This is a genomic window from Pedobacter sp. (assembly GCF_045627485.1).
Taxonomy (GTDB): Bacteria; Bacteroidota; Bacteroidia; order Sphingobacteriales; family Sphingobacteriaceae; genus Pedobacter.
Map to the genome: position 1 here is coordinate 1 of NZ_JAZQNU010000200.1, position 20,616 is coordinate 20,616.

The 20,616-nt window shown below is 40.2% G+C and carries 21 protein-coding genes; 10 read left to right on the forward strand and 11 right to left on the reverse strand.

From position 1 onward, the window contains the following. Window positions 1-30 precede the first annotated feature (30 nt). Window positions 31-1,208 (reverse strand): IS3 family transposase gene (locus ACR2F3_RS15445; RefSeq protein ID WP_432710882.1). Its coding sequence is split into 2 segments (ribosomal slippage): window positions 31-938 and window positions 938-1,208, totalling 1,179 coding nucleotides; the frame shifts between segments, so codons are not numbered across the junction. Window positions 1,209-1,662: 454 nt separating this feature from the next. Here ACR2F3_RS15445 and ACR2F3_RS15450 point away from each other — a divergent pair. Next, complete coding sequence (locus ACR2F3_RS15450; protein ID WP_432710883.1) at window positions 1,663-1,932, forward strand: 4a-hydroxytetrahydrobiopterin dehydratase; 270 nt, start codon at window positions 1,663-1,665, stop codon at window positions 1,930-1,932. Between the two features lie 22 nt (window positions 1,933-1,954). On the opposite strand, the gene ACR2F3_RS15455 is transcribed toward ACR2F3_RS15450, so the two are convergent. The 3 genes from ACR2F3_RS15455 to ACR2F3_RS15465 are packed head-to-tail and all read right to left on the reverse strand — an operon-like array spanning window position 1,955 to window position 5,446. Continuing rightward, entirely contained in the window at window positions 1,955-2,617 is a 663-nt protein-coding gene (locus ACR2F3_RS15455) for an HAD family hydrolase (protein WP_432710884.1), read from the reverse strand. Beyond that, on the reverse strand, window positions 2,610-3,200 hold the full coding sequence (locus tag ACR2F3_RS15460; protein WP_432710885.1) for a biliverdin-producing heme oxygenase: 591 nt from the start codon (window positions 3,198-3,200) through the stop codon (window positions 2,610-2,612). Before ACR2F3_RS15460 ends, ACR2F3_RS15455 begins: the two co-directional genes overlap by 8 nt. A 26-nt stretch (window positions 3,201-3,226) precedes the next feature. Next, on the reverse strand, window positions 3,227-5,446 hold the full coding sequence (locus ACR2F3_RS15465; RefSeq protein WP_432710886.1) for an ATP-binding protein: 2,220 nt from the start codon (window positions 5,444-5,446) through the stop codon (window positions 3,227-3,229). 143 nt (window positions 5,447-5,589) lie between these two features. On the opposite strand from ACR2F3_RS15465, the gene ACR2F3_RS15470 reads away from it, so the two are divergent. Beyond that, window positions 5,590-6,393, forward strand: a complete 804-nt coding sequence (locus ACR2F3_RS15470) for a metallophosphoesterase family protein (protein ID WP_432710887.1) — start codon at window positions 5,590-5,592, stop codon at window positions 6,391-6,393. After that, the gene (locus ACR2F3_RS15475) at window positions 6,380-6,985 is read left to right on the forward strand and encodes a hypothetical protein (RefSeq protein ID WP_432710888.1); all 606 of its coding nucleotides are present in this window, start codon (window positions 6,380-6,382) and stop codon (window positions 6,983-6,985) included. The genes ACR2F3_RS15470 and ACR2F3_RS15475 overlap by 14 nt, the downstream gene beginning before the upstream one ends. Here ACR2F3_RS15475 and ACR2F3_RS15480 read toward each other — a convergent pair. Then, entirely contained in the window at window positions 6,976-7,197 is a 222-nt protein-coding gene (locus ACR2F3_RS15480) for a hypothetical protein (RefSeq protein ID WP_432710889.1), read from the reverse strand. The two genes, ACR2F3_RS15475 and ACR2F3_RS15480, sit on opposite strands and share 10 nt — an antisense overlap. Before the next feature lie 172 nt (window positions 7,198-7,369). On the opposite strand from ACR2F3_RS15480, the gene ACR2F3_RS15485 reads away from it, so the two are divergent. Together ACR2F3_RS15485 and ACR2F3_RS15490 are read left to right on the forward strand one after the other, a co-directional pair. Further along, window positions 7,370-9,136, forward strand: a complete 1,767-nt coding sequence (locus ACR2F3_RS15485; protein ID WP_432710890.1) for a thiamine pyrophosphate-requiring protein — start codon at window positions 7,370-7,372, stop codon at window positions 9,134-9,136. Window positions 9,137-9,539: 403 nt separating this feature from the next. Then, window positions 9,540-10,073 (forward strand): lipocalin family protein, encoded by a 534-nt coding sequence (locus ACR2F3_RS15490; protein WP_432710891.1) that lies wholly within the window; start codon window positions 9,540-9,542, stop codon window positions 10,071-10,073. A gap of 2 nt (window positions 10,074-10,075) precedes the next feature. On the opposite strand, the gene ACR2F3_RS15495 is transcribed toward ACR2F3_RS15490, so the two are convergent. The 3 genes from ACR2F3_RS15495 to ACR2F3_RS15505 all read right to left on the reverse strand — a co-directional run bounded on the left by ACR2F3_RS15495 (window position 10,076) and on the right by ACR2F3_RS15505 (window position 12,765). Then, the gene (locus ACR2F3_RS15495; RefSeq protein ID WP_432710892.1) at window positions 10,076-11,377 is read right to left on the reverse strand and encodes an ABC1 kinase family protein; all 1,302 of its coding nucleotides are present in this window, start codon (window positions 11,375-11,377) and stop codon (window positions 10,076-10,078) included. After that, entirely contained in the window at window positions 11,374-12,030 is a 657-nt protein-coding gene (locus ACR2F3_RS15500) for a TetR family transcriptional regulator C-terminal domain-containing protein (protein WP_432710893.1), read from the reverse strand. Before ACR2F3_RS15500 ends, ACR2F3_RS15495 begins: the two co-directional genes overlap by 4 nt. 63 nt (window positions 12,031-12,093) lie before the next feature. Next, window positions 12,094-12,765, reverse strand: coding sequence for an HAD family hydrolase (locus tag ACR2F3_RS15505; RefSeq protein WP_432710894.1), 672 nt, complete (start codon window positions 12,763-12,765; stop codon window positions 12,094-12,096). 141 nt (window positions 12,766-12,906) lie between these two features. Between ACR2F3_RS15505 and ACR2F3_RS15510 the strand changes: the two genes are divergently transcribed. Further along, on the forward strand, window positions 12,907-13,257 hold the full coding sequence (locus ACR2F3_RS15510) for a hypothetical protein (RefSeq protein WP_432710895.1): 351 nt from the start codon (window positions 12,907-12,909) through the stop codon (window positions 13,255-13,257). A gap of 63 nt (window positions 13,258-13,320) precedes the next feature. Here the strand turns inward: ACR2F3_RS15510 and ACR2F3_RS15515 are convergent, their stop codons facing one another. Then, window positions 13,321-13,911 carry a superoxide dismutase family protein gene (locus tag ACR2F3_RS15515; RefSeq protein ID WP_432710896.1) on the reverse strand — a complete coding sequence of 197 codons (591 nt, stop codon included), beginning with the start codon at window positions 13,909-13,911 and terminating at the stop codon, window positions 13,321-13,323. 68 nt (window positions 13,912-13,979) lie between these two features. Next, entirely contained in the window at window positions 13,980-15,542 is a 1,563-nt protein-coding gene (locus ACR2F3_RS15520) for a M28 family metallopeptidase (RefSeq protein ID WP_432710898.1), read from the reverse strand. A gap of 289 nt (window positions 15,543-15,831) precedes the next feature. Here ACR2F3_RS15520 and ACR2F3_RS15525 point away from each other — a divergent pair, with 289 nt between their 5' ends. From ACR2F3_RS15525 to ACR2F3_RS15535, 3 genes are all read left to right on the forward strand, one after another. Further along, window positions 15,832-16,272, forward strand: coding sequence for an Hsp20/alpha crystallin family protein (locus ACR2F3_RS15525; RefSeq protein ID WP_432710900.1), 441 nt, complete (start codon window positions 15,832-15,834; stop codon window positions 16,270-16,272). 136 nt (window positions 16,273-16,408) lie between these two features. Then, on the forward strand, window positions 16,409-16,582 hold the full coding sequence (locus tag ACR2F3_RS15530) for a hypothetical protein (RefSeq protein WP_432710901.1): 174 nt from the start codon (window positions 16,409-16,411) through the stop codon (window positions 16,580-16,582). 109 nt (window positions 16,583-16,691) lie between these two features. Beyond that, window positions 16,692-18,134: a trypsin-like peptidase domain-containing protein gene (locus ACR2F3_RS15535; protein ID WP_432710902.1), complete on the forward strand. Its 1,443-nt coding sequence runs from the start codon at window positions 16,692-16,694 to the stop codon at window positions 18,132-18,134. Window positions 18,135-18,149: 15 nt separating this feature from the next. Here ACR2F3_RS15535 and ACR2F3_RS15540 read toward each other — a convergent pair whose 3' ends face one another. Further along, window positions 18,150-19,301 (reverse strand): hypothetical protein, encoded by a 1,152-nt coding sequence (locus ACR2F3_RS15540; RefSeq protein ID WP_432710903.1) that lies wholly within the window; start codon window positions 19,299-19,301, stop codon window positions 18,150-18,152. Between the two features lie 161 nt (window positions 19,302-19,462). Between ACR2F3_RS15540 and ACR2F3_RS15545 the strand changes: the two genes are divergently transcribed. After that, window positions 19,463-20,587 (forward strand): hypothetical protein, encoded by a 1,125-nt coding sequence (locus ACR2F3_RS15545; RefSeq protein ID WP_432710904.1) that lies wholly within the window; start codon window positions 19,463-19,465, stop codon window positions 20,585-20,587. Window positions 20,588-20,616: the final 29 nt, after the last annotated feature.

Genomic DNA, 20,616 nt, shown 5'->3' on the forward strand with positions numbered 1-20,616 from the left:
TGGAATTGCAACAATAAAGTAGACATTCGGTTAAGCTGCAATATTTTGTTTGTTTAAGTTTTTTCCAAATTCTTCTGGGGACAAGTACCCCAGTGTAGAATGCAGTCTTTTTCGGTTATACCAAGTTTCAATGTATTCAAAAACAATACGGGCTGCCTGCTCCTTGTCGGTGAACTTATGCTGGTATACACATTCGGCTTTAAGCGTCTTGAAGAAGCTTTCTGCCACCGCATTGTCCCAACAATTACCTTTTCTGCTCATACTCCTGATAATCAATGGATTTTTTTCCAATAACCATCGGAATTCATTGCAGGCGTATTGAACACCCTGGTCTGAATGGAAAATCAGCTCCTGAGTAATCGGTCGCCTGGATTGTGCCATTTTAAAGGCAGGAATTGCCGTATGATTTGCTTTCATCGTTGTGCTTAATGCCCAGCCAATGATTTTTCTATCTCCAAGATCTATCACCGTTGTCAGGTATAGCCAGCCTTGCCTGGTCCTGATATAAGTAATGTCGGACACCCATACAGCACCTAATATTCCTGGCTTAAAATCACGATCCAATACATTGTCCGGCACAGGGAATTTATGACTGGAGTCTGTAGTAACCTTAAACTTCTTCTTCACAATGCTTCTCAGCTTTGCTTTTCTCATGATTCTGGCAACTCTCGGTCTGGAGACTTTAATCGCTTTTTTACGGAGTTCTAGAGTGATCCTGGGACTGCCATATATCTTTTTGCTGTTTTCAAAGGCTTGTAATACTTCGGCTTCAATCATCTGATTTTCAACACTTCTGTTTGATGGGCTGCTAATCATCCACTTATAAAATCCAGCCCGGCTAACTTTAAATACTGAACACATCTTCCCAACTAAAAATATCCTGCTGTGATCCTTTATGAACCCGAATATTTGTTGTCTCCCTTGGAGAAAATGCTGATAGCCTTTTTTAAGATATCACGTTCCATCTGCGTTTCACGCAGTTCTTTTTTCAATAAAGCCAGCTCTTGTTCAACTTCGCTGAATATAACCTTCCCGTTGCCAGGAAAACTGCTGCCTTGTTTGCTGCTAAATTCCTTCCGCCAGCGATACAACAATGCTGGGCTGATATCCAATTCTCTGGCTAAAGCACTCAGGTCTGTGCGGGTATTACTGAGTTCAACACTCATCACCTTGAACTCTTTTGGATACGCTTTTCTTTCTCGTGACATAATTTCTGTTAAGTTATCAAATTCACTTAACTTGTTGTCTACTCAAAGGTAGCAACTCCACTAAGGCCTTTCCAGCTAATGATTAAAAGGATGAATAAAAAGCTTTTTATCATTATAACTGCTTTAATTTAAAAACTCCTGTACTTTTTTAGTGTTTATAATTATACAGTCTACCAGAACATTTTGTTTGACCTTTAAACCCTTTTGATGAAAGCATTATATTGTCTCGAACACTAAAGAAAAACGGGCTCTTCAATACAGAGACTTTATCAGAATCTGTTGCTGATAAACTATATCGACAGTAGCGTGCGCAAGGTGTAGGTAATACAACAAAAGCCCTGCTAAACGATGATTACGCATTTGTTAAGGTTTACTAAGATGCCGTATAACTGACTCGATATTAAATTATAAACTGAATTTGAACCTTTACAAAAATAGTAAGTAAATACCCGATATGGAAAACTTCATTCAAAAACAATGGGAAGAAAAAGATGGTAAATTATACAAAGCGGTAATCTTTAAGGATTTTCAGGAAGCTTTTTCCTTTATAGTGAAGGTTGCCTTTCTCGCTGAAAAAAGCAACCATCATCCTAAATGGTCTAATGAATTTAATAAAGTAGAAATTTGGCTTTCCACCCACGACGCTGGCGGGGTGGTGACAGAAAAGGACCGTAAAATGGCCTCCGAAATTGATAACCTACTCTTTCACGATCTGGAGGAGTAGGTTTCAATTTTATTTACTTTTGTTATGCTGTTAACAGCGTTTTAACCTCGTTAAACGAGAGAGCTGTATAATCATTGATATACATACTGCATGGTGGGAGTTCTTCTTTTATATGTGATGTTAACACACCAACAACTTTCATTCCTGCATTTAAGGCAGCACTTATCCCAGAGAAAGAGTCTTCAAAAACCAGGCATTGTGAGGGCTCCACCTGAAGATTCCTTGCAGAGGTTAAATATACTTCTGGATCAGGTTTATGTTTAGTGACGTTTTCACTGGCAAGGATTGATCCGAACATTTCCCTGATGGGTACTTTGCTCAGGATCAGATCAAGATTCGCTTTTGGGGCCGATGTTGCAACGCCAAGTTTAACGCCATGCGTATGTAATTCTTCAATAAACGGCACGATCCCCGCAATCGGGTCAACATGTGATTCATAAATTTTCCTGAACAAGCCCTCTTTTTCTTCTTCAAGTTCCAGTAATTCAATACCTTCAATCTTTCGCTTTAAAAAGTGGCTCATGATATAGCTGTTGCTCTTACCATACATATGGGCAGAAAATTCTTCGTCGGTCGGATGGAGGTTTCTAGTGGAAAAAAATTCGCGGAAAGCGAGTGAATGATATGGATTAGTATGACAAATTACACCATCCATATCAAATATAATGGCAATTTCTTTATTCATTTTCCAAAGTTAGCTTAAGCCGAGGATAATGTTCCATCCAATGTTTAAACTTTACAAAAGTTTCATTTGCTGCAGATATAATTTCTTGTTCCTCTGCTGAACTACTAGCCTGTTTGTTCAGATAGTCTTTAAAGTCCGACCACATGGTCATGGTATTCTCTCCGTATCCGTTAAAAAAGCTGATGCCTGCAGCGTCATTACCGAGATCCAGCTGTTTGCTTATCATCTGGCTTATGTATATTCCACCCAAGGTAGATCCTTCAATAACATATAAGGCACCAACCGCCTGCAGGTGATTCTCGATTCTTGGTAAATCACTTTCCGTTGCAAGAGGGGGTATGGCCTCTCCGAAATGCGCTAAATCGGCAGCAAGGTCATCAGCTTTCCTACGTTCGGCTAGTGCGAAATTATCATGAAGCTGCGTTTTAATTTGTCGTTCAAGGCCACCAAAATAACTATAGAATATTTCAAGAATAGCGGTGTAATCAGCTATCAATTTTATCGACTTTAACTGGCGTACCATCAGGGCTTCGAGGGCCTGGTGGTGGGTTAGTGTATCTTTTTTAATTTGATCAGCTATCATTGTAATTTTTTGCTTCTAGTTGCTAATTAATTATTGAAGGAGATATAAAAGGTAGTTCCTACGCCAAGCGCACTTTCTACCCATATATTTCCATCATGTTTCTCTATTATTCTCTTCACAATTGCTAGACCAATTCCTGTGCCTTCAATATTTTTCACATTATCCATGCGTTTAAACAGGTCGAAAACATTAGGGAGTTGTTGTTCCTCGATTCCTATTCCATTATCAGTGATGCTGTAAACAACTTCGTTTCCCTGTATTTTCCCTTCAATCGTAATACATGGGTATTCATTTTTACTGGAATACTTTATGGAGTTACTTAATATATTAGAAAATACCTGCGAGATCATCAGCGGTTCGCCCTTTATCTGCGGGGTCTCGCCAATAATGACTTTCAGGTTATCCGTTTGGTAGGCAATACGCAGCTCTTTTAACAAGTCCTCCAACAAAATCTTTACATCGATTTTGACTTTACTGAGGTCTCCCTGGTTAATTCTTGAGTACTCAAGCACTTCCTTTATCATGTAATTCATTTTATCGGTAATGGTGATAATTCTGTCAATTACATTGGAGGAGTGCGCACTTAAAGTTTTATCACGTTTTAATATCTGGGAAAAACCTTTAATGGTGGAAAGGGGAGTTTTCAGATCGTGCGAAATGGTATAACTGAATGTGTCCAGTTCCTGATAAGCTTTTTGCAGTTTTTCATTTAACTGTCTGATTTGGTTGGCTTTGAAATTGATAGTGTATACTATTTCTTCCTTGAGGTGTTTTACGGTCTTAATTTCCTCCCTTGTCCAGTTTTTGGATTTTCCACTAACAGTCTCGGCCCATACTTCAAAGGATTTCCTTGGTGAAATGTTCAGGAGGCCAGTACTATCGATGGTGTGTTCTTTTTGCTGCTTTCCTGCCCAATGTATGGTTTGGATATACTCCGGTTTAAACCATAATATGTACTCATTTAATTCTTTCGATAATATACAAACCATCAGCCCGCTTGCAATATTTTGAAAACTTTCAGCTTTTGGAAAAGCAATTTTGAGGTTGTCTGTATGGTAAAAACGGTCGTGAACTGATTCTTTAATCCATTTCACCAGACTGTTAATTTGGGGGATAGTAGGCGTTGTGCCGAGTGTTTTAATACTTCCCTCGTACAACAGCGCCGCACCTGAACAATCTGTTACCTGTAGTAAGTTTACTTTATGAGCTGTTAGCGCCTCTATAATATGGCTTCCAGGTTGCATCAGTTCTTTGGACAAAGTATCGATACTTTCCCTATACTGCTTCATCTTCTGCTCATTTTCTTCATCCTGTCTAAACTCAAGTGCAGAAGACAGTATCTGGCTGATAAGTTTGGAAGATTCCCTTGATTTATAATCTATATATCTTGGACTGTAATGGTGGCAGGCAATTAACCCCCATAATTGATCATGAGAAATTAATGAAATACTAAAGCTGGTATTGACCTTCATATTTTTTAAATACTCGATATGAATAGGTGATACTGCACGGAGCTGGGCGTGGGTTAAGTCTAACTGGTAAGCTTTGTTTTCTTCCAATGTAATTAGCCTGGCCGGTGTAGCATGAACGTTGGTAATCAACCTGATCCGGTTAATCTTATACAGTTCGCGTGCCTGTTCGGGGATGTCGGTTGCAGGATAATGTAAGCCAAGCCACGATTCTAACCTTTCATCGCGTGCTTCTGCCACTACTTCACCATGGAAATCAGCCGCAAAGCGGTAAATCATGACACGGTCAAAGCCCGTTATTTTTTTAATTTGGTTAACACTATTATTCAGTAAGTTATTTAGGTTTTTGTCGGAGAGCATCTCAGCAATGGAACGGCCGATCACCTTATTCACATCAACGGTCGCTTCGGTTTGAATCGGTTCAAATTCTAATAAATAATAGTTGCCTGATGTGCTGATTATTAAGTAGAAAGCCTTTCCGTTGATTTCTATTGGGAACGGATTGATTTGTTCTAATCCGTTGGTTTTACCAATTGTCAATAATTGCTCTAGAATCGGATGGCGAAGCTGCTGACTTAAGATCCCGTCCAGTATGCTGATGGTTTTACCTGGCAGATTATCTGGTGCCGATGGTAAAAACGTTTTTATGTTTTCACTGGAAAACTGAATCACCATATGATGGTCTATCCCAATCAAGAAGCCATGAGATTGTATCATCCCTGGCGCATGAATAGGTTCCCGCTCGCAATTGGTTATGTCTACATTAAATTTATCCATTTACTTTTGAATTATGCGAAAGTAATGAAACAGTATTTTAAAGATATACATTTTTATTAATTGTCGTCCCATTGTTACGTTTTGGCTTTTTAGTATAAAAAGTAAATATATTTAGTCAATTTTGATTGCTCAAAGGACCCTCTATGTTTAAAAAAATCATTCTTGCCATTGGCATTATAATTTTATTTCAGTCTTGCGGAGGTTTTGAATACAGTCCGAATCAAAGTTTTAGTGGAGATACACGCAAAGACATTAACAATAAAAATATCAAAAGGTTGCAGGAATCTCTAGGTGATGACCGCATTTGCTTTGTGCTCACAGGAGATAGCCAGCGGGCCTATAAAGATGCTGTAGATCTGGTTGACGTCGTTAACAAACTACCCCAGGTAGACTTTGTTTTTTTGGCTGGTGACATATCAGATTTCGGTCTTTCCCAGGAAATGGAGTGGGTTGATCAGATTTTTTCTAAACTTCACGTTCCTTATTTTGGCGTCATTGGCAACCACGATATGGTCTCTACAGGGCAGAAGTCTTATAAAAGGCTGTTTGGAGAAATGGATTTTTCTTTCGTTTACCAGGGTGTAAAATTTATTTGCCACAACACCAACAGCCGTGAGGTTTCCTTTTCCGGCACGATACCTGATTTACCCTGGTTAAAAAAACAGTTCCTTCCTGAAAACGGGGTGGATGCTTATGTTGCTGTTGCACATATCCCTCCTGGAAGTGGGGATTTCGACCCCGCACTGAGTGACGAGTATGTTTCTATTGTAAACAAGTCACCCAACACTCTTGCCGCTTTATATGCCCATATGCATACAAGCGCGGTGTTTTACCCAGGGTATCAGTCTAAAATACCATATATTGTTACGGATGCCATCCAGAACCGGAAGTTTGTATTAGTAGAAATCGTTAACGGAAAATTAAAATTTGAAAATGTCCTTTACTAAATACCTTATTTTCGGCTTTGTAATGCTGTTGTTTTTTCCTGCACCGAAAGTGCATGCACAATTTTCAAAGGTCCTGATTCCACAAGATGTAACTTTACAACATGCTGGCAGCAACGGTTTCATGAGTGCTGGTTTTGGCTATAACTTTTTTAAGAATAAACGTGGGCACCTTGATCTTGGTTATGGTTTCGTTCCTGAAAAAAGGGGTGGTGAGTTACATATTTTAAGTTTAAAGTTCAACTATCGCCCATGGGAGATCCACATCACCGATGGGATAAAACTCTACCCGGCTAATCCTGGCGCCTTTGTAACCTATCATCTGGGTCCGCAGTTTGATTTCTATTGGGACAAAGATACTTATGAAGATGGCTATTACTGGTGGTCAACGGCGTTAAGACCACATTTGTCGCTTAGTACAGAATTCAATTTTGATATGAAAAAACTGTTTAAAACCGACAAAATTAAAAATATTAGTGTGTATTCAGAGTTCAATACGAATGAGCTGTATTTGGTCAGCTATTTTCAAAACGCGGGAACTTTAAACCTTACAGAGATTTTTAAGCTAGGGGTGGGAATACGGGTTCATTTGTAGTCCGGTCTGTCTCGATAAGCCCATTCCTGATCTTCAGGTAATTCTGGATAATCTTTTTTGTCGGTGAGCACCACATAGACGGTCCAGATGACAAGGAATGGCGCGATCAAAAACATTAGGGCAATGGTGCTTGATCCACCAAGTTGAGATAAGGCAATATACACTACTAAATAGGTGGTGAGGATGATTATCCAGATTACTGATTTATTCATAAAAAGCAGTTAGAATAGTTTAACAGTTTAGCTATTAATTAGTTTTGCAAAAGAAAATTTAATACCACCTCTGATTACCAATTCATTACTTCAAATCTTACAAAACTGAATCTGCGCTTTGTTGTTGGTTTTATAAGGATTATGACTCCTGAAACCAAAAATGCAAAGCAGTATGAATGTAAGTGATTTTTTTATTCAGCGACTTTCAGAGTGGAAAATAGAACGGTTGTTTGGCTATCCCGGTGATGGCATAAATGGCTTGCTCGGTGCATTGAACCGCTCTAAAAAAATACAATTTATTCAAAGCCGACACGAAGAGATGGCTGCCTTTATGGCTTGTGCCCATTCAAAGTTTACCGGTGAAGTAGGCGTGTGCCTTGCTACATCAGGTCCTGGAGCCATCCACCTGCTCAATGGTCTATATGATGCAAAAATGGATCATCAACCCGTTGTTGCCATTATTGGTCAGCAGAAAACTACCTCATTGGGTAGTGATTACCAGCAGGAGGTTGACCTCAACAATTTATATAAAGATGTGGCATCTGCATATGTACAGATGATTGTTGATCCTGCGCAGGTGAGACAGGTGATTGACCGTGCATTTCGGATTGCAAAAGCAGAGCGGACAGTAACCGCAATTATCATTCCTAATGATATTCAGGAAGAATCCGCTGTAATGGAGCCACCCAGAAAACACGGTAGTGTTTTTACGGGGACAGGCCATGCAAATCACACCATGGTACCTCTGGAAGCCGAACTTCGAGCAGCAGCCAATGTGTTGAACGAAGGCAAAAAAGTAGCCATCCTCATTGGTGCCGGTGCCATGCATGCAGCTGCTGAAGTACAAGAAATAGCAAATATATTGGGGGCCGGTGTTGCTAAGGCTTTGCTTGGGAAGACGGCAATCCCTGATGATCTTCCATACGTTACAGGATCCATTGGCATGCTGGGCACTAAAGCCAGCTGGGAAATGATGGAAGCTTGTGATACCCTGTTAATGATTGGCAGTAGCTTTCCCTACGCAGAATATTTACCCGAGCCTGGAAAAGCCCGCGGTGTACAAATTGATCTGGAATCGAAAATGTTAAGTTTGCGGTATCCAATGGAAGTAAACTTATGGGGAGACAGTAAGGATACCCTTCGTGCACTGATACCCTTGTTAAGGCAGAAAGATGACCGCAAATGGCGTGAAGATATAGCACAACACGTTAGTGACTGGTGGCAGACGGTTGAAGAGCGCGCAAAGCAACGAGCTAATGGCGTGAACCCCAAGTACCTCTTGCAGGAACTTTCGCAACTGCTACCCGACAGGTGTATACTCACGGCCGACTCCGGCACAGCAGCGTTCTGGTATGCCCGGAACCTGAAAATCCGGGAAGGAATGAAAGGCTCGTTATCGGGAAATCTTGCCACTATGTGTCCGGCAGTACCCTATGCAATTGCGGCAAAATTTGCCTTTCCCGACCGTGTACCAATTGCAATTGTGGGCGATGGTGCCATGCAGATGCTTGGTATGAACGAATTGATTACCATTTCTAAATACTGGCAGGAATGGAGTGACCCACGACTCCTTGTTATCGTGCTCAACAACCGCGATCTTAATATGGTCACTTGGGAACAACGTTTACAGGCTGGCGACCCGAAATATAATGCTTCGCAAGATATTCCTGATGTTCCTTATGGAAGCTTTGCTGAGTTGCTTGGTTTAAAAGGTATCCGCATAGAAACTCAGGATCAGGTGCAGGTTGGATTGTTGGAGGCGTTAAGTACCGACCGGCCTGTAGTATTAGATGTATTGGTAGATGCTAATGTTCCAGTATTCCCGCCAATTTTGGATAACACACAATTGCTAAATTTTAGTAAGGCTATGTTAAAAGGGGATTCGGAATCTGCCGGGGTAATCAAGCAAATGATTCGTGATATGATGAGAGGCAATTAGAGCTAGTTTCACGGTAGCTAATCACAAAATCCTTCTGAAATCAATTATGATTACGTCCTTATTTTTACCAAATAAAATTTTGCGATCGAATATTTTGAATTTTTACTCTAAATGTAAATACTAATAAAATTAGTATAAATTATATTCTATTCGGTCTGGATGTGGATGCCTGCATACAGTACTGGCGACCACGGATAATAATGAATTTATACTTTAATAAAGGATTATATTGTATTAAAAATCAAAAGTTTAAATGGTTTATATAAACTAATAATGTAGTATTATTTGTAGCGGATATCCTTCAATTTTAGACACATAAGCCGCACAAGAGAAAAACATTCCCACTAAATCGGTGTTGTTTTATCAAGTCTTTATCGAACATATTTTAAACCAATTTTTTATTATGAAATTAAATAAATGGTTCGTTGCCATAGCCCTTGGGGTTATCGCTATAAATCTTTCAAGTTGCAGATCTATACCTAAAGGTGCTGTCGCTGTTAGACCATTCGACAAGCAAAAATACCTTGGAAAGTGGTACGAGGTTGCCCGGTTAGATTTCAAGTTTGAAAGAAACTTGAATAATGTAACAGCCGAGTACTCGATGAAAGATAATGGAAAAATCCGTGTCGAAAACAGGGGGTATAACTACAAAGATAAGGAGTGGAAAGAGAGTATTGGCAAGGCGAAGTTTAGAGGCAGTAGTGAAGTTGGTCGTCTGAAGGTGTCCTTCTTCGGACCGTTTTATTCACCCTATAATGTACTGGCCCTTGACGACAATTACCAATACGCCCTTGTTGCCGGGAAGAACCTGAAATACCTATGGATCCTATCTCGTCAAACAACAATCCCCGATAACATTAAATCAGCGTATTTGCAGAAAGCAGAAAGTCTGGGTTATGATACCGGGGACCTGATATGGGTAGAACACAATAAATAGTATTACAAGTGCTGTGGTTTAAATGAGTCAGTTTTAACCACAGCTCCTAATTCATGAAGAATGGTATACAGACCAAAGTTGGTTCGGTTAACATAAATGAAGTGTTTTACCCCACGTGCCTGTTTAAACTCTGGCATCTTTGCCATCTTCTCGCCATACGCATATAGCTGGTTAAAAAATTCTGGCTTGCTGAAGTCGAAACTAGTAACTGTATACGGTTTTGCAAACAGTTCAATCATTTCCCGGTAGGCATTATAATAGAACTCTACTTGTGCTGGCGTATCGCCCACATGGATCATTTCTAACTTCCTGAATGCTTTCAGTGTCTTCTCCTTATCCTGCATTACATCAGTAGATACCAGAGAAAAAAATGGGTAATAAAAATCTTCCGGCATTTCTTTAATACAACCGAAATCAATCACACCCAACTTTTCATCAGGTGTAATCATAAAATTACCAGGATGTGGGTCTGCATGTACTGCACGAAGTTGATGCTGCTGGAAGTTGTAAAAATTCCACAATGCCTGACCGATTTTATTACGTAGTTCCTGTGATGGATTGGCCTTGAGAAATTCTTTGAGGTGCAAACCTTCAATCCAGTCCATAGTAATTACCCTTTTGCCGGAAAGTTCGGGGTAATAAGTAGGGAATACCACATTATCAAGATTTTTGCAAGCGGTGGTAATTTCCATGGATCGTTTTACTTCAAGAAGATAGTCGGTTTCTTCCAACAGACGCTCTTCCACCTCTTTGATGTAAACGTTAAGTTCCCTTTCACTCATTCCTAATAAACGGAACGCAAAAGGTTTCACTAACTTCAAGTCTGACGAAATGCTGTCGCCAACACCCGGATACTGGATCTTTATGGCTAATTTCTTTCCGTTAAGTTCAGCTTCATGCACCTGCCCGATGGATGCGGCATTGGTGGAAGCTAAGTTGAACTTATCGAAGACCTGCTCTGGCGACTTCCCGACATTTTTAGTGAAGGTTCTGACGATGAGTGGTCCAGAAAGCGGTGGTGCATTATATTGGGACTGCGTAAATTTATCTACGTAGGACTTGGGCATGATGTTTTTGTCCATGCTAAGCATCTGGGCAATCTTCAAGGCACTGCCTTTTAGTTCACTCAGCGACTTATAAATGTCAGTTGCATTATTTTCGTTCAGTTCATCTCGGTTAAGGTCTGGGTTAAATAATTTCTTAGAATAATGTTTAATGTAGTTACCTCCAATTTGAAAACCGGTTTTGACAAACTTAGCTGATCGTTCTGTTTTAGTCGTTGGAATTGATTGTTGTTCATTCATGATTTATACCTCATTTTTTCTTGGAGTTTTCCATTTCTGGATAAGAACTTCCCATATTCGAATAGGTTATCGAGAGGCGATCGCTGGAACAAATCAAACGTCACATTAATACCGCGCTCTATGGCCTCATCTGTCTTTTCAAAGCCATCACTGTCATCTGTTATCCAAAAGTTGATTATAAAGGCGAATTGCACCCATAGAGCGTCTTTGTAGCGCTTGGATAAAAACTTCCTGTCTGCAAGCTCCCCGCTTTCGAGCCCCTCATTGATAATGTTGGTAGCAAAGTCCTCAAAAATGGGCTTAACGCCAGACAACACCGGGGGAGTGCTCAACTGTTTGTGGGCTTTTAATGTATAGATTACGAAGCTTCTTTGTCTTTTTAAGGCTTCTACGTAACTGTAAAAGAATGCTAGCATTTTATCTCTGGAGGAATATTGGGACCAAACCTCCTGTTGTTGAATGGTGTAAATGGTTTCAATGGTAAAATCCACCCATATTGTCTTTTCGATACTCTCAAAAGAGCCGAAAAACTGGTAAAATTCACCCTCTGATATTTTAAGCTTTTTTGCAAATGTATAAACAGACTTGGGCTTTTCATCATGTGTAAGCACATAATCAACATAGCCGTTTCTTATTTGTTGAGACGTTGCCATATAGTATTTTTCTTTAAATAACGTAAATAATGACCATTTAGTTCTTTTTTATTGGTTGAAGCTTTAAACCAACCCCTGGGAAAGTAAATAATCTTTAGCCTGTTCAAAGTTCAAAAATATGCGATCAGCCTGGTGGAGACTTGCATGCTGCTGTTCATGTCTTTGGATGGCAATGCAAGTTAGTTGGGCTGCTTTTGCGGCTTTCAGTCCATTAACAGTGTCTTCAAACACCAGGCAATCTTTTTTTTCCAATCCTAATTGTGTACGGCATAAATTATAGCATTCTGGATTTGGCTTGGGTTGTTTTACGTCATTGTTGGTGACTATAATTTCGAAGTATTTATTGAGTCCATTCTTCTTGAAAAGGGTGTTCACCTCATCCTTATTACTACCGGTAACCAGGGCCATCGTTAGTGGCATTTGACTGAAATAATCAAGGATTTCCTTCGTGTAATACATTAAAGGGACTTCCGTATCCATCATCCGCTGTATGCTCAGAATCTCCCTGCGCCGTATAAGTTCGTCAAGAGTTGTGTTTAGGGCATACTTTTTAATTAATGTCGACGCATTTTGTGCGAGTGGGATACCGGCATAGGCGTTAAGCCAATCGCTATAAGTCAGGCGCACTTCAGATTCCTTCAATATTTCATTCCAGCACTCAAAATGGAACAACTCTGAATCAACAAGTGTTCCGTCTAAATCGAATAATATTGCCTTGAATTTCATGTCTTTCATATAAAGGTTAATCTTACGATGTTGTAATTACGTACGCTTGTGGAAAACACGTATTTAACAATTATGTTAAACTTACTCTCATGAATCCTGTTTTCCATAGAATTAACTTGATTTTTACTAAGATAAAAATTAACAACAATTATGGTGAAACAATTATTAATGGTCTTTGCATTAGCGGGAATAGCTGTTGCGGGATGTAAGTCTGACAAAAACAGTACCGGTAATACAGATTCCCTGATTACCGACACGACTATGATTGAGTCTGAAACCGAGGTTATAGACTCTGTAACCATGGTAGATAGCGCCGCAAGAACAGATACTATTGGCCAAGGTGCTGCAAGTAGTGCTGGCGCTGGTGGCGGCGGCGGTGCCGGTGGTGCTGCAAGTGGTGCCGGCGGTGGCGGTGGTGCCACTGGTGGAGGAGGTGGCGGTAATAACACAGGCGGAAGTAGTACAGGATCGGGTGGTGGTAGTACAGGGAATAGCCAATAATGAACCCACAAAAAAGCCGTTACTACAATTTGCAGTAACGGCTTTTATTTTATTAAACTGGTGTTAAACTTTAACGATTACTCCACAACCTACACGAGGACCGGAGTTGCCAGTTGGTTGGGTTTTATAGTCATCTGTTCCACCGTGAACGATAATGCCACGACCGATAATGGTTTTGATTTCGTCACCATCTACTGTCCATCTGTCAGTGGTGATTGTAATCTCACCATGGCCCTTGCTATCCAATTGGATATTCCCAATATCTCCAGCATGAGAAGCTGCTGAGCCCCATTTTCCATGATTTTCTTTTGTAGGGTTCCAATGGCCATGTGCGTTCTCGCCCATATTACCACAATCACCATGTTCGTGAAAGTGAACCGCTACAGTGCTGTCTGCACGCAAAGGGTAATTAATCACCAAATCCATACGTATTTTACCATCTTCTAATTGATAAAACCTAGCGGTTCCCATGTCTTTCGAATCTGCCGTAGTAGCTAATTTAGCTGAAGCTATTTCGGTACCAGAATTTGCGGAATCCGTACCCATACTTAGGGAGTCTTTTCCAGCATTGTCGGATGCTTTTTCATTGTTTCCAGAGCATGAAGCAAACACAGTAGAAGCAGCAAGTAAAGCAATAATAAGATAATTTTTCATATTTTTTCCTTTAAATAATTTTACCAATAACAACTCTTTTAACAATTAGTTTGGTTTATAAGGCCAAACTATGGCTTTGCATCAGGAGCCTGTGGTAGTGGTTTACGTGGAATTTGCGCAGCACGTTCTGAAGTATGGTATACAAATGACGCGACGATTGTTGCCGAACGTTTAAGCGCTTCAGCATCCAGACGGTCGTAAGTATCCTGATTAGAGTGGTGTGTTCGGGTTCCATAATCCATTGGGTCTTGTATAAACTGGAAGCCTGGAATACCAACTGCATCAAATGCCAAATGGTCTGTACCTCCAGTATTACCAATGGTTACAGTTTTTGCACCAATATCGTGAAAAGGACTCAACCACTCCTCAAAGATTGGCTTAGCTGCTTCATTGCCTTGCATGTAAACGCCTCTGATGGCACCTGTTCCATTGTCAAGGTTGTAATAAGCACTAACTTTCTTTTGATCTTTGGTGAGTACCATCGTTTTTGGATCACCATAATGTTTAGCTACATAACCTCTGGAACCAAACAATCCTTGTTCTTCAGAGCTCCATAGCACGACACGTAATGTTCGTTTTGGTTTGAAATCAATAGCTTTTAAAATACGCATGGCTTCCATCATCACAGCCGAACCTGCAGCATTGTCTGTAGCTCCGGTTGCTGCATGCCAGGAATCGTAATGGCCACCAATAATTACCACTTCATCTTTTAATTTTTTATCAGTACCTGGAATTTCAGCAATTACATTATAACCTTGTGGGTCTTCAGCGTAAAACGAGGTTTTGATATCTGCCTCCAGTTCTACTGGATGTCCTGCACGTAGTAAACGCAGCATATGTAAATAATCCTCTGCTGATACTTCCAGCTCTGGTGAAGCAGGTTTAGCATCTAATGCATAGGAAGCGCCATTACTGGTAAAAAGAGTACCATGGTTACCCCGGGCGAAACTAAGTAAAAGACCTATATTTTCTTCCTGTAAACGCTGGGCAATTGCTGCACGATTGGCTCGCTGACGCATCATGGCTGTCATTGCTGTTGGTGTTGCCCCACGTCGCTGTGCGCTTCCTTGTAAGGTAACTGTAGCCATTGCCTGTAAGGTAGAATCGCTATGAATGATTGCATCAGGTTTGTATGAGTTTTTTAACGGCTGTACATTGCTCTGATCAATCATTACAATTTTGCCAGCCAATTTGCCTTTATATTGGTCTAAATCACTTACGGTATCCGCTTTAATCAAAATAACTGATGATTTAATAAGACCGTTGGTACCGGTAGTCCATGCTTTAGGCGAAGCAATAATCGCTTTATAGAACGGAGCAGTAGTAGCAGCATAGTACTTGTCAATTTGCCAGCCTTTTCCAAATGTGCCCCATGCTTCCAGACGGGCATTTCTTAAACCCCAATCTGTAAATTGCTTTACTGCCCAATCCTGGGCCTTTTTTAATCCTGGTGAATTAGAGAGGCGGGGGCCAAGCACGTCCGTTATTTGAAAAGCAATATCCATTACTTTGGAGTTTTCCAGACCTTCTTTTCTGATTTTCTCTACGGCAGACTGGTCGACTTTCTCCTGTGCAATTGCAGAAACGAAAAGACCAACAGCCATCAAGGTTGCGGCAAATTTTTTATTCATGATTAGTTGTTTGTTTATTATGGCCTGAATTTATGCTTAATACAGATAATAAGTGTTTGTTCACTACATTTTTACACAATCCTGGTAACGTTCGAGCTGAAAGATTGGCGTTTTATACCATTATTACAAACTGTCAATATTTCCTCAATTATGAAAAAATTTCAGGAATAAGCTGCTTTAAATGCGATTTAGGACGCATTTTTCAATTGGCACAACGCTTGAATATACCCAACCAGATTTGAAAGTTTATTTAAAATTGTGATTGTCTAAATAAAAAGGAGGGTTTGTTATGTCACTTATTAAATTCAATAACGGTACAAAAGATAATAACTTAACCAAAGGATTTAATGACATTTTTGATAGTATGTTCCAAGACAGCTTTATGTCAGACAGGTTAATGTCAAAAGTTCCTGCGGTTAACATTTCTGAAACTGTGGATCACTACCATATAGAAATGGCAGCTCCAGGTTTAAATAAAGATGATTTTAAAATTAAATTGGACAGAAATCTTTTAACTGTTTCTGTAGAGCAGCAAAAACAAAACGTAGAGACAAATAAACAATACAGTAAACGGGAGTTCAGTTACAGTTCTTTCGTACGTTCATTTGCTTTGCCAGATACAGCTGATGACTCTGGTATCGAAGCTACTTACAAAGATGGTATTTTGAACATTGCCGTGGCTAAAAAAGAAGAAGCCAAACAAGTGGTTCGTCAAATAGAGATTAAATAATTAAATTTTTTACTTGCTTTCAAATCTTCTGGCCCATGCCTTTTTTTTAATAGGCGTGGGCCTTTTTTATAATGGTAGTCAATGTTTTCGGCAAAACCTTATGCACGCCACTATTGTTAAGACAAAAACAATCATCATGGAAGAACAAGATAAAGACAATAGACAAAACCAGGAAGACGTAATACCAGGAAGTGCGCTAGATAAAATTGTGGACGATCCGGAAAAAGGTAACCTGCCTAAAACCAATGGTACAGGGGCAAATAATCCAGTACCTACAGACGGTTCAGTAGTCATAAAAAAGGAAGACTAGGTTACAACAATTTGGTGTAATGCCTTATTGGTGGGGTAATTACCGTTTTGATGAACGTTAGTAATTGATTAGCATGATTTACGTATATTAGTGTATAGTATATACGCCTATGAAAACGTATAAACAGATTTTGATTGCCTTGCTCATCGTCGCTTTTACCACCGCAGGCACCTATTATGTGACGCAATATACCGCTCATAGGGAGAAGCCCCGCGTAACTCCAACTAGTAGGCTGATGAAACAAGAGGTGGATTTCGTGGAGGCAGCGCGTCTGGTAACACCTGCAGTGGTTCACGTGAATACCGTTTATGAAACCCCTGTAGATCCTTATGCTTTATTTCGCATGGATGGCCAGACTCCGGTGAGGAAAGGATCTGGCTCCGGTGTGTTGATTTCCACCGACGGTTACATTGCTACCAATAATCACGTGATTGAGGATGCTACGGCGATTGAAGTTATTTTGCCAGACCGCAGGGTGTTTTCGGCAAATCTTGTTGGTCGTGATCCAAACACAGATCTTGCCTTGCTTAAAATTAAAGGAAAGGATTTTCCAATCATTGATTTTGGTGATTCGGATTTACTGGAGGTAGGCGAGTGGGTACTGGCTATAGGTTATCCATTCTCTTTGAATACTACTGTCACTGCAGGTATTGTGAGTGCTAAAGGTAGAAGCATCGGTATCATTAACAGTGGACAGTCAGGCATAGCTTCGGAAGCAAATACGGCCATTGAATCTTTTATCCAAACAGATGCAGCTATAAACCCCGGTAACAGCGGGGGTGCATTAGTGAACATCAGTGGTGAACTTATCGGCATTAACACCGCTATTGCATCGATGACGGGAAGTTATGCTGGTTATGCGTTTGCTATACCGGTAACCCTAGCCAAGAAGATCCTGGATGACCTCAAGCAATATGGAAAAGTAAAAAGAGGGGTGCTTGGCGTGTCTTTTCCAGCACCGTCTGCTGAAGATGCCTATCTAAAACAACAAGGAATATCACCGGGAAGCATTACCGGAGTCATTGTGATGGATATTCTGCCTAAAAGTGCTGCTGCAAATTCAGGTCTGAAAGAAGGCGATATTTTACAGGGTATAGATGGCATATCTATTAATTCGTCGGCCGATTTCTCTGAACGTATCGCCAGGCTACGGCCTGGCGATACGGTTAAGCTTGATTACCTCCGTAATGGCAAAAAAAATAGTACAATAGTAACTCTCGAAAGCGAAGAAGCCATGGAAAAAGCAAATGGCAGATCGCGTGAAGAGATTTACCAAAGACTGGGTGCAACCTTTGCACCATTAAGTCTGGCACTAAAACAACGCCTTGAACTTAATGGTGGTGTGGTAGTAACTCAAGTTTTCCCCGGGGGTTTCTTTAGTCAGATTGGTATTCCTACAGGTACTATAATTGCTTATATAAATGGTCATGCGGTGAATACACCTGATGATATTGAGAAAATTTTAATGGGGGCCGGGAATAGCAGGGTGAAGGTATTTGCTATCGCCCCAGATGGGTCGCGTGTCGTGTTTGAGCTGTTGTTAGGTGCCTAACAACAGCTCAATACGTTAAAATCTAAAGGTGGCCGCGATAGTACTGTCATTAGGCATTTGCTCTTTTTCCAACACATACACATTGCCACCATTCATTACTGTTTGCACAGCAGCTTGATTAAACAGGCACTCATCTCCAGGTTCTTTATGGTCATGAACGACAAGCTGGTTATCTTCTTTGTTAAAGTTTCCCCACAGGTGCTGGTCTTTGGCAATGAACAGGTCGGACACTTGTGCATAAAAACTTGCAGGAATTACCTTTTCAGGCATAGACGAAGTTGCTGCCGTCGCGATCTGCATATAGTAATTTTTCAAGGCATCTTTTGTGCGTTGCTCAAAATAAGGGATCAATGGCTTTTTAGCTTTTTCAAATAACGCTTGTGTGCTTTCTTTCTCCTGATTTCCTGTAATAGCTTCCTCCACTATAGGCTTGTATTTGCTGACGCTTTTATATATCGGAATGAGGTATTCTACACCCGCAAGCAATAGCGGAGCGTTTTTATCATGTAAAACTTCAGCCATCAAGGTCCGGTCTACCTCCTGGAAATAGGTAGTGATATTTGCTTTATCGTCACTTGGTCCCTCATGACCATGATAACCAGCAGTTTCTGTACCCGATCCACCGCCTTTTCTAAATAACTGACGACCTTCTTTCTCTTCAAATTGCACCACATCGTCCATGCCATATGGAAGTCCTTCCACTTCTACATGCTGCAATCCAAACTCATTGCCCTGGTAAAATTTAGCATCATGCTTGCTTAATGATAGTAAATAGAATTCCTTGGTTTTGAGCATGGCTGGCAATATTGGCGTGACATAAAAAGAGCTATTTATATAACATTTTTCTGCCACCGAAAATGGAAGCTTCATCACCTTATTAAAACCTTCTGTAATGAAAACAGCTAAACCATCGAGTTGATTATTCCAGAAAACGTCATCGCCTATTAAATTTAACCCTGGTTCAAGCAAACTATCAATTTCCTGGGCATTTAAGCCCTGTTGTTGTAGGTTGCTTTGAGTGGTCTGCAAAGCGTTTTTAAAAACAATAACATCCTGTTTTTCATTTACCTGTACACCAGAACGGTGAGTAGGGATGTAAATAGAGATGCAGGGTGCAGTGGAATTCTGGTATTGGAGTAATTCTTTAAACGCGTCTTTAGTGATCATATCTATCATAGTTGTTTAATATTTAAAATGGTAAATGATTTATAATTGTTATGAATTAATTAACAGGATGAGTTGGGGGTTGTTTGTCAAAAAAAAATATTTGTGATGTCAACATCGTGTGGTCGTTGCTATATTCTTGGTATATTTAATTATTGGAAGTCATGAACTGGATTGTAAAATTCATCAACCTCTTTAAATTTAAACCCAATGTGAGGAACGATCACAACATCAGAAAGGTTTATTACAACCTCCTGCTGTTGATTGGTCTGATTACAGTGGTGATCTTGTTTTCATTTTACTTTTTCTTTCCTAAAAACGGGTACTTACAAGTGTTCAGCTTATTGGCGGTCATGGCTGCTTATTATCTGACTGGCTGCGCTGTAGGTTTTATTTTTGCGATCCCAAAAAGTGCACAAGGAGCCAGGCATGAGCTGCGCCGTACCAATAGTGGCAAGGGGCTAATCCCAGGGGAGTATTACAATGACAACACTAGCCTGGAAGAGATATCTGATTGGTTGGTTAAGATTATAATCGGCTTGAGTTTAACACAATTCTCTTATCTGCGAGATACGGTCGAATCTGCTGCCAGCAGTATCGCTGCCATTTTTCCATGTATCCCTCAGCGAAATGAATGCAAAAGTTTTTTTGTCTTCGCCTATGCCGTCATCATTTTTTACTCCATTGGCGGACTAATTATTGGATATTTATGGACCAGGATCGACTTTCCTAAGATCTTAACGCAGAGTAAAGGAGAATTAGAGTTGATTGCCAAATTGGAAAGGCAAAATAAAACAATGGTTCAAATGATTAATGATCCAGAATCTCCGGTAAGAACGAATGATTTGCTACAAACCCAAAGTTTTGACGATCCTTTGGTATTAGAACTGGTGGATAGAATTTCTGAGACTAAGCCAGTGATTACTTCTAGTGATGTACAAAAGGGTAGATGGGGAGGTAAAAGCAATAAAGATGGTTTCCAGCTTACGGCAACTGTCAGGAACGCTAACATTATTGATTTATACATCGTAACTATTACAGTTAGATCCGGACAAGGGAAGGCATTTAACGGGCCGGTAGTGATACTGTTGCCGGATTTCCTCTCGCCTAAAGTCCGCTTACTTAAAGCTGATGGCCAAACTGAAGTTTTTATATCGGTACTTGCCAGTGAGGTTTTTACTGTGGCAGCGCTGGTTGATATCCAATCGCAAAAGGAATACATCAGTTTGGAATTAGATCTCAATCAGGTGGAGTCCTTCCCTGAAAGTTTTTACTGGAAAAAAAGTTAATTATATGAGTTATATGTACAGCTTTGTAA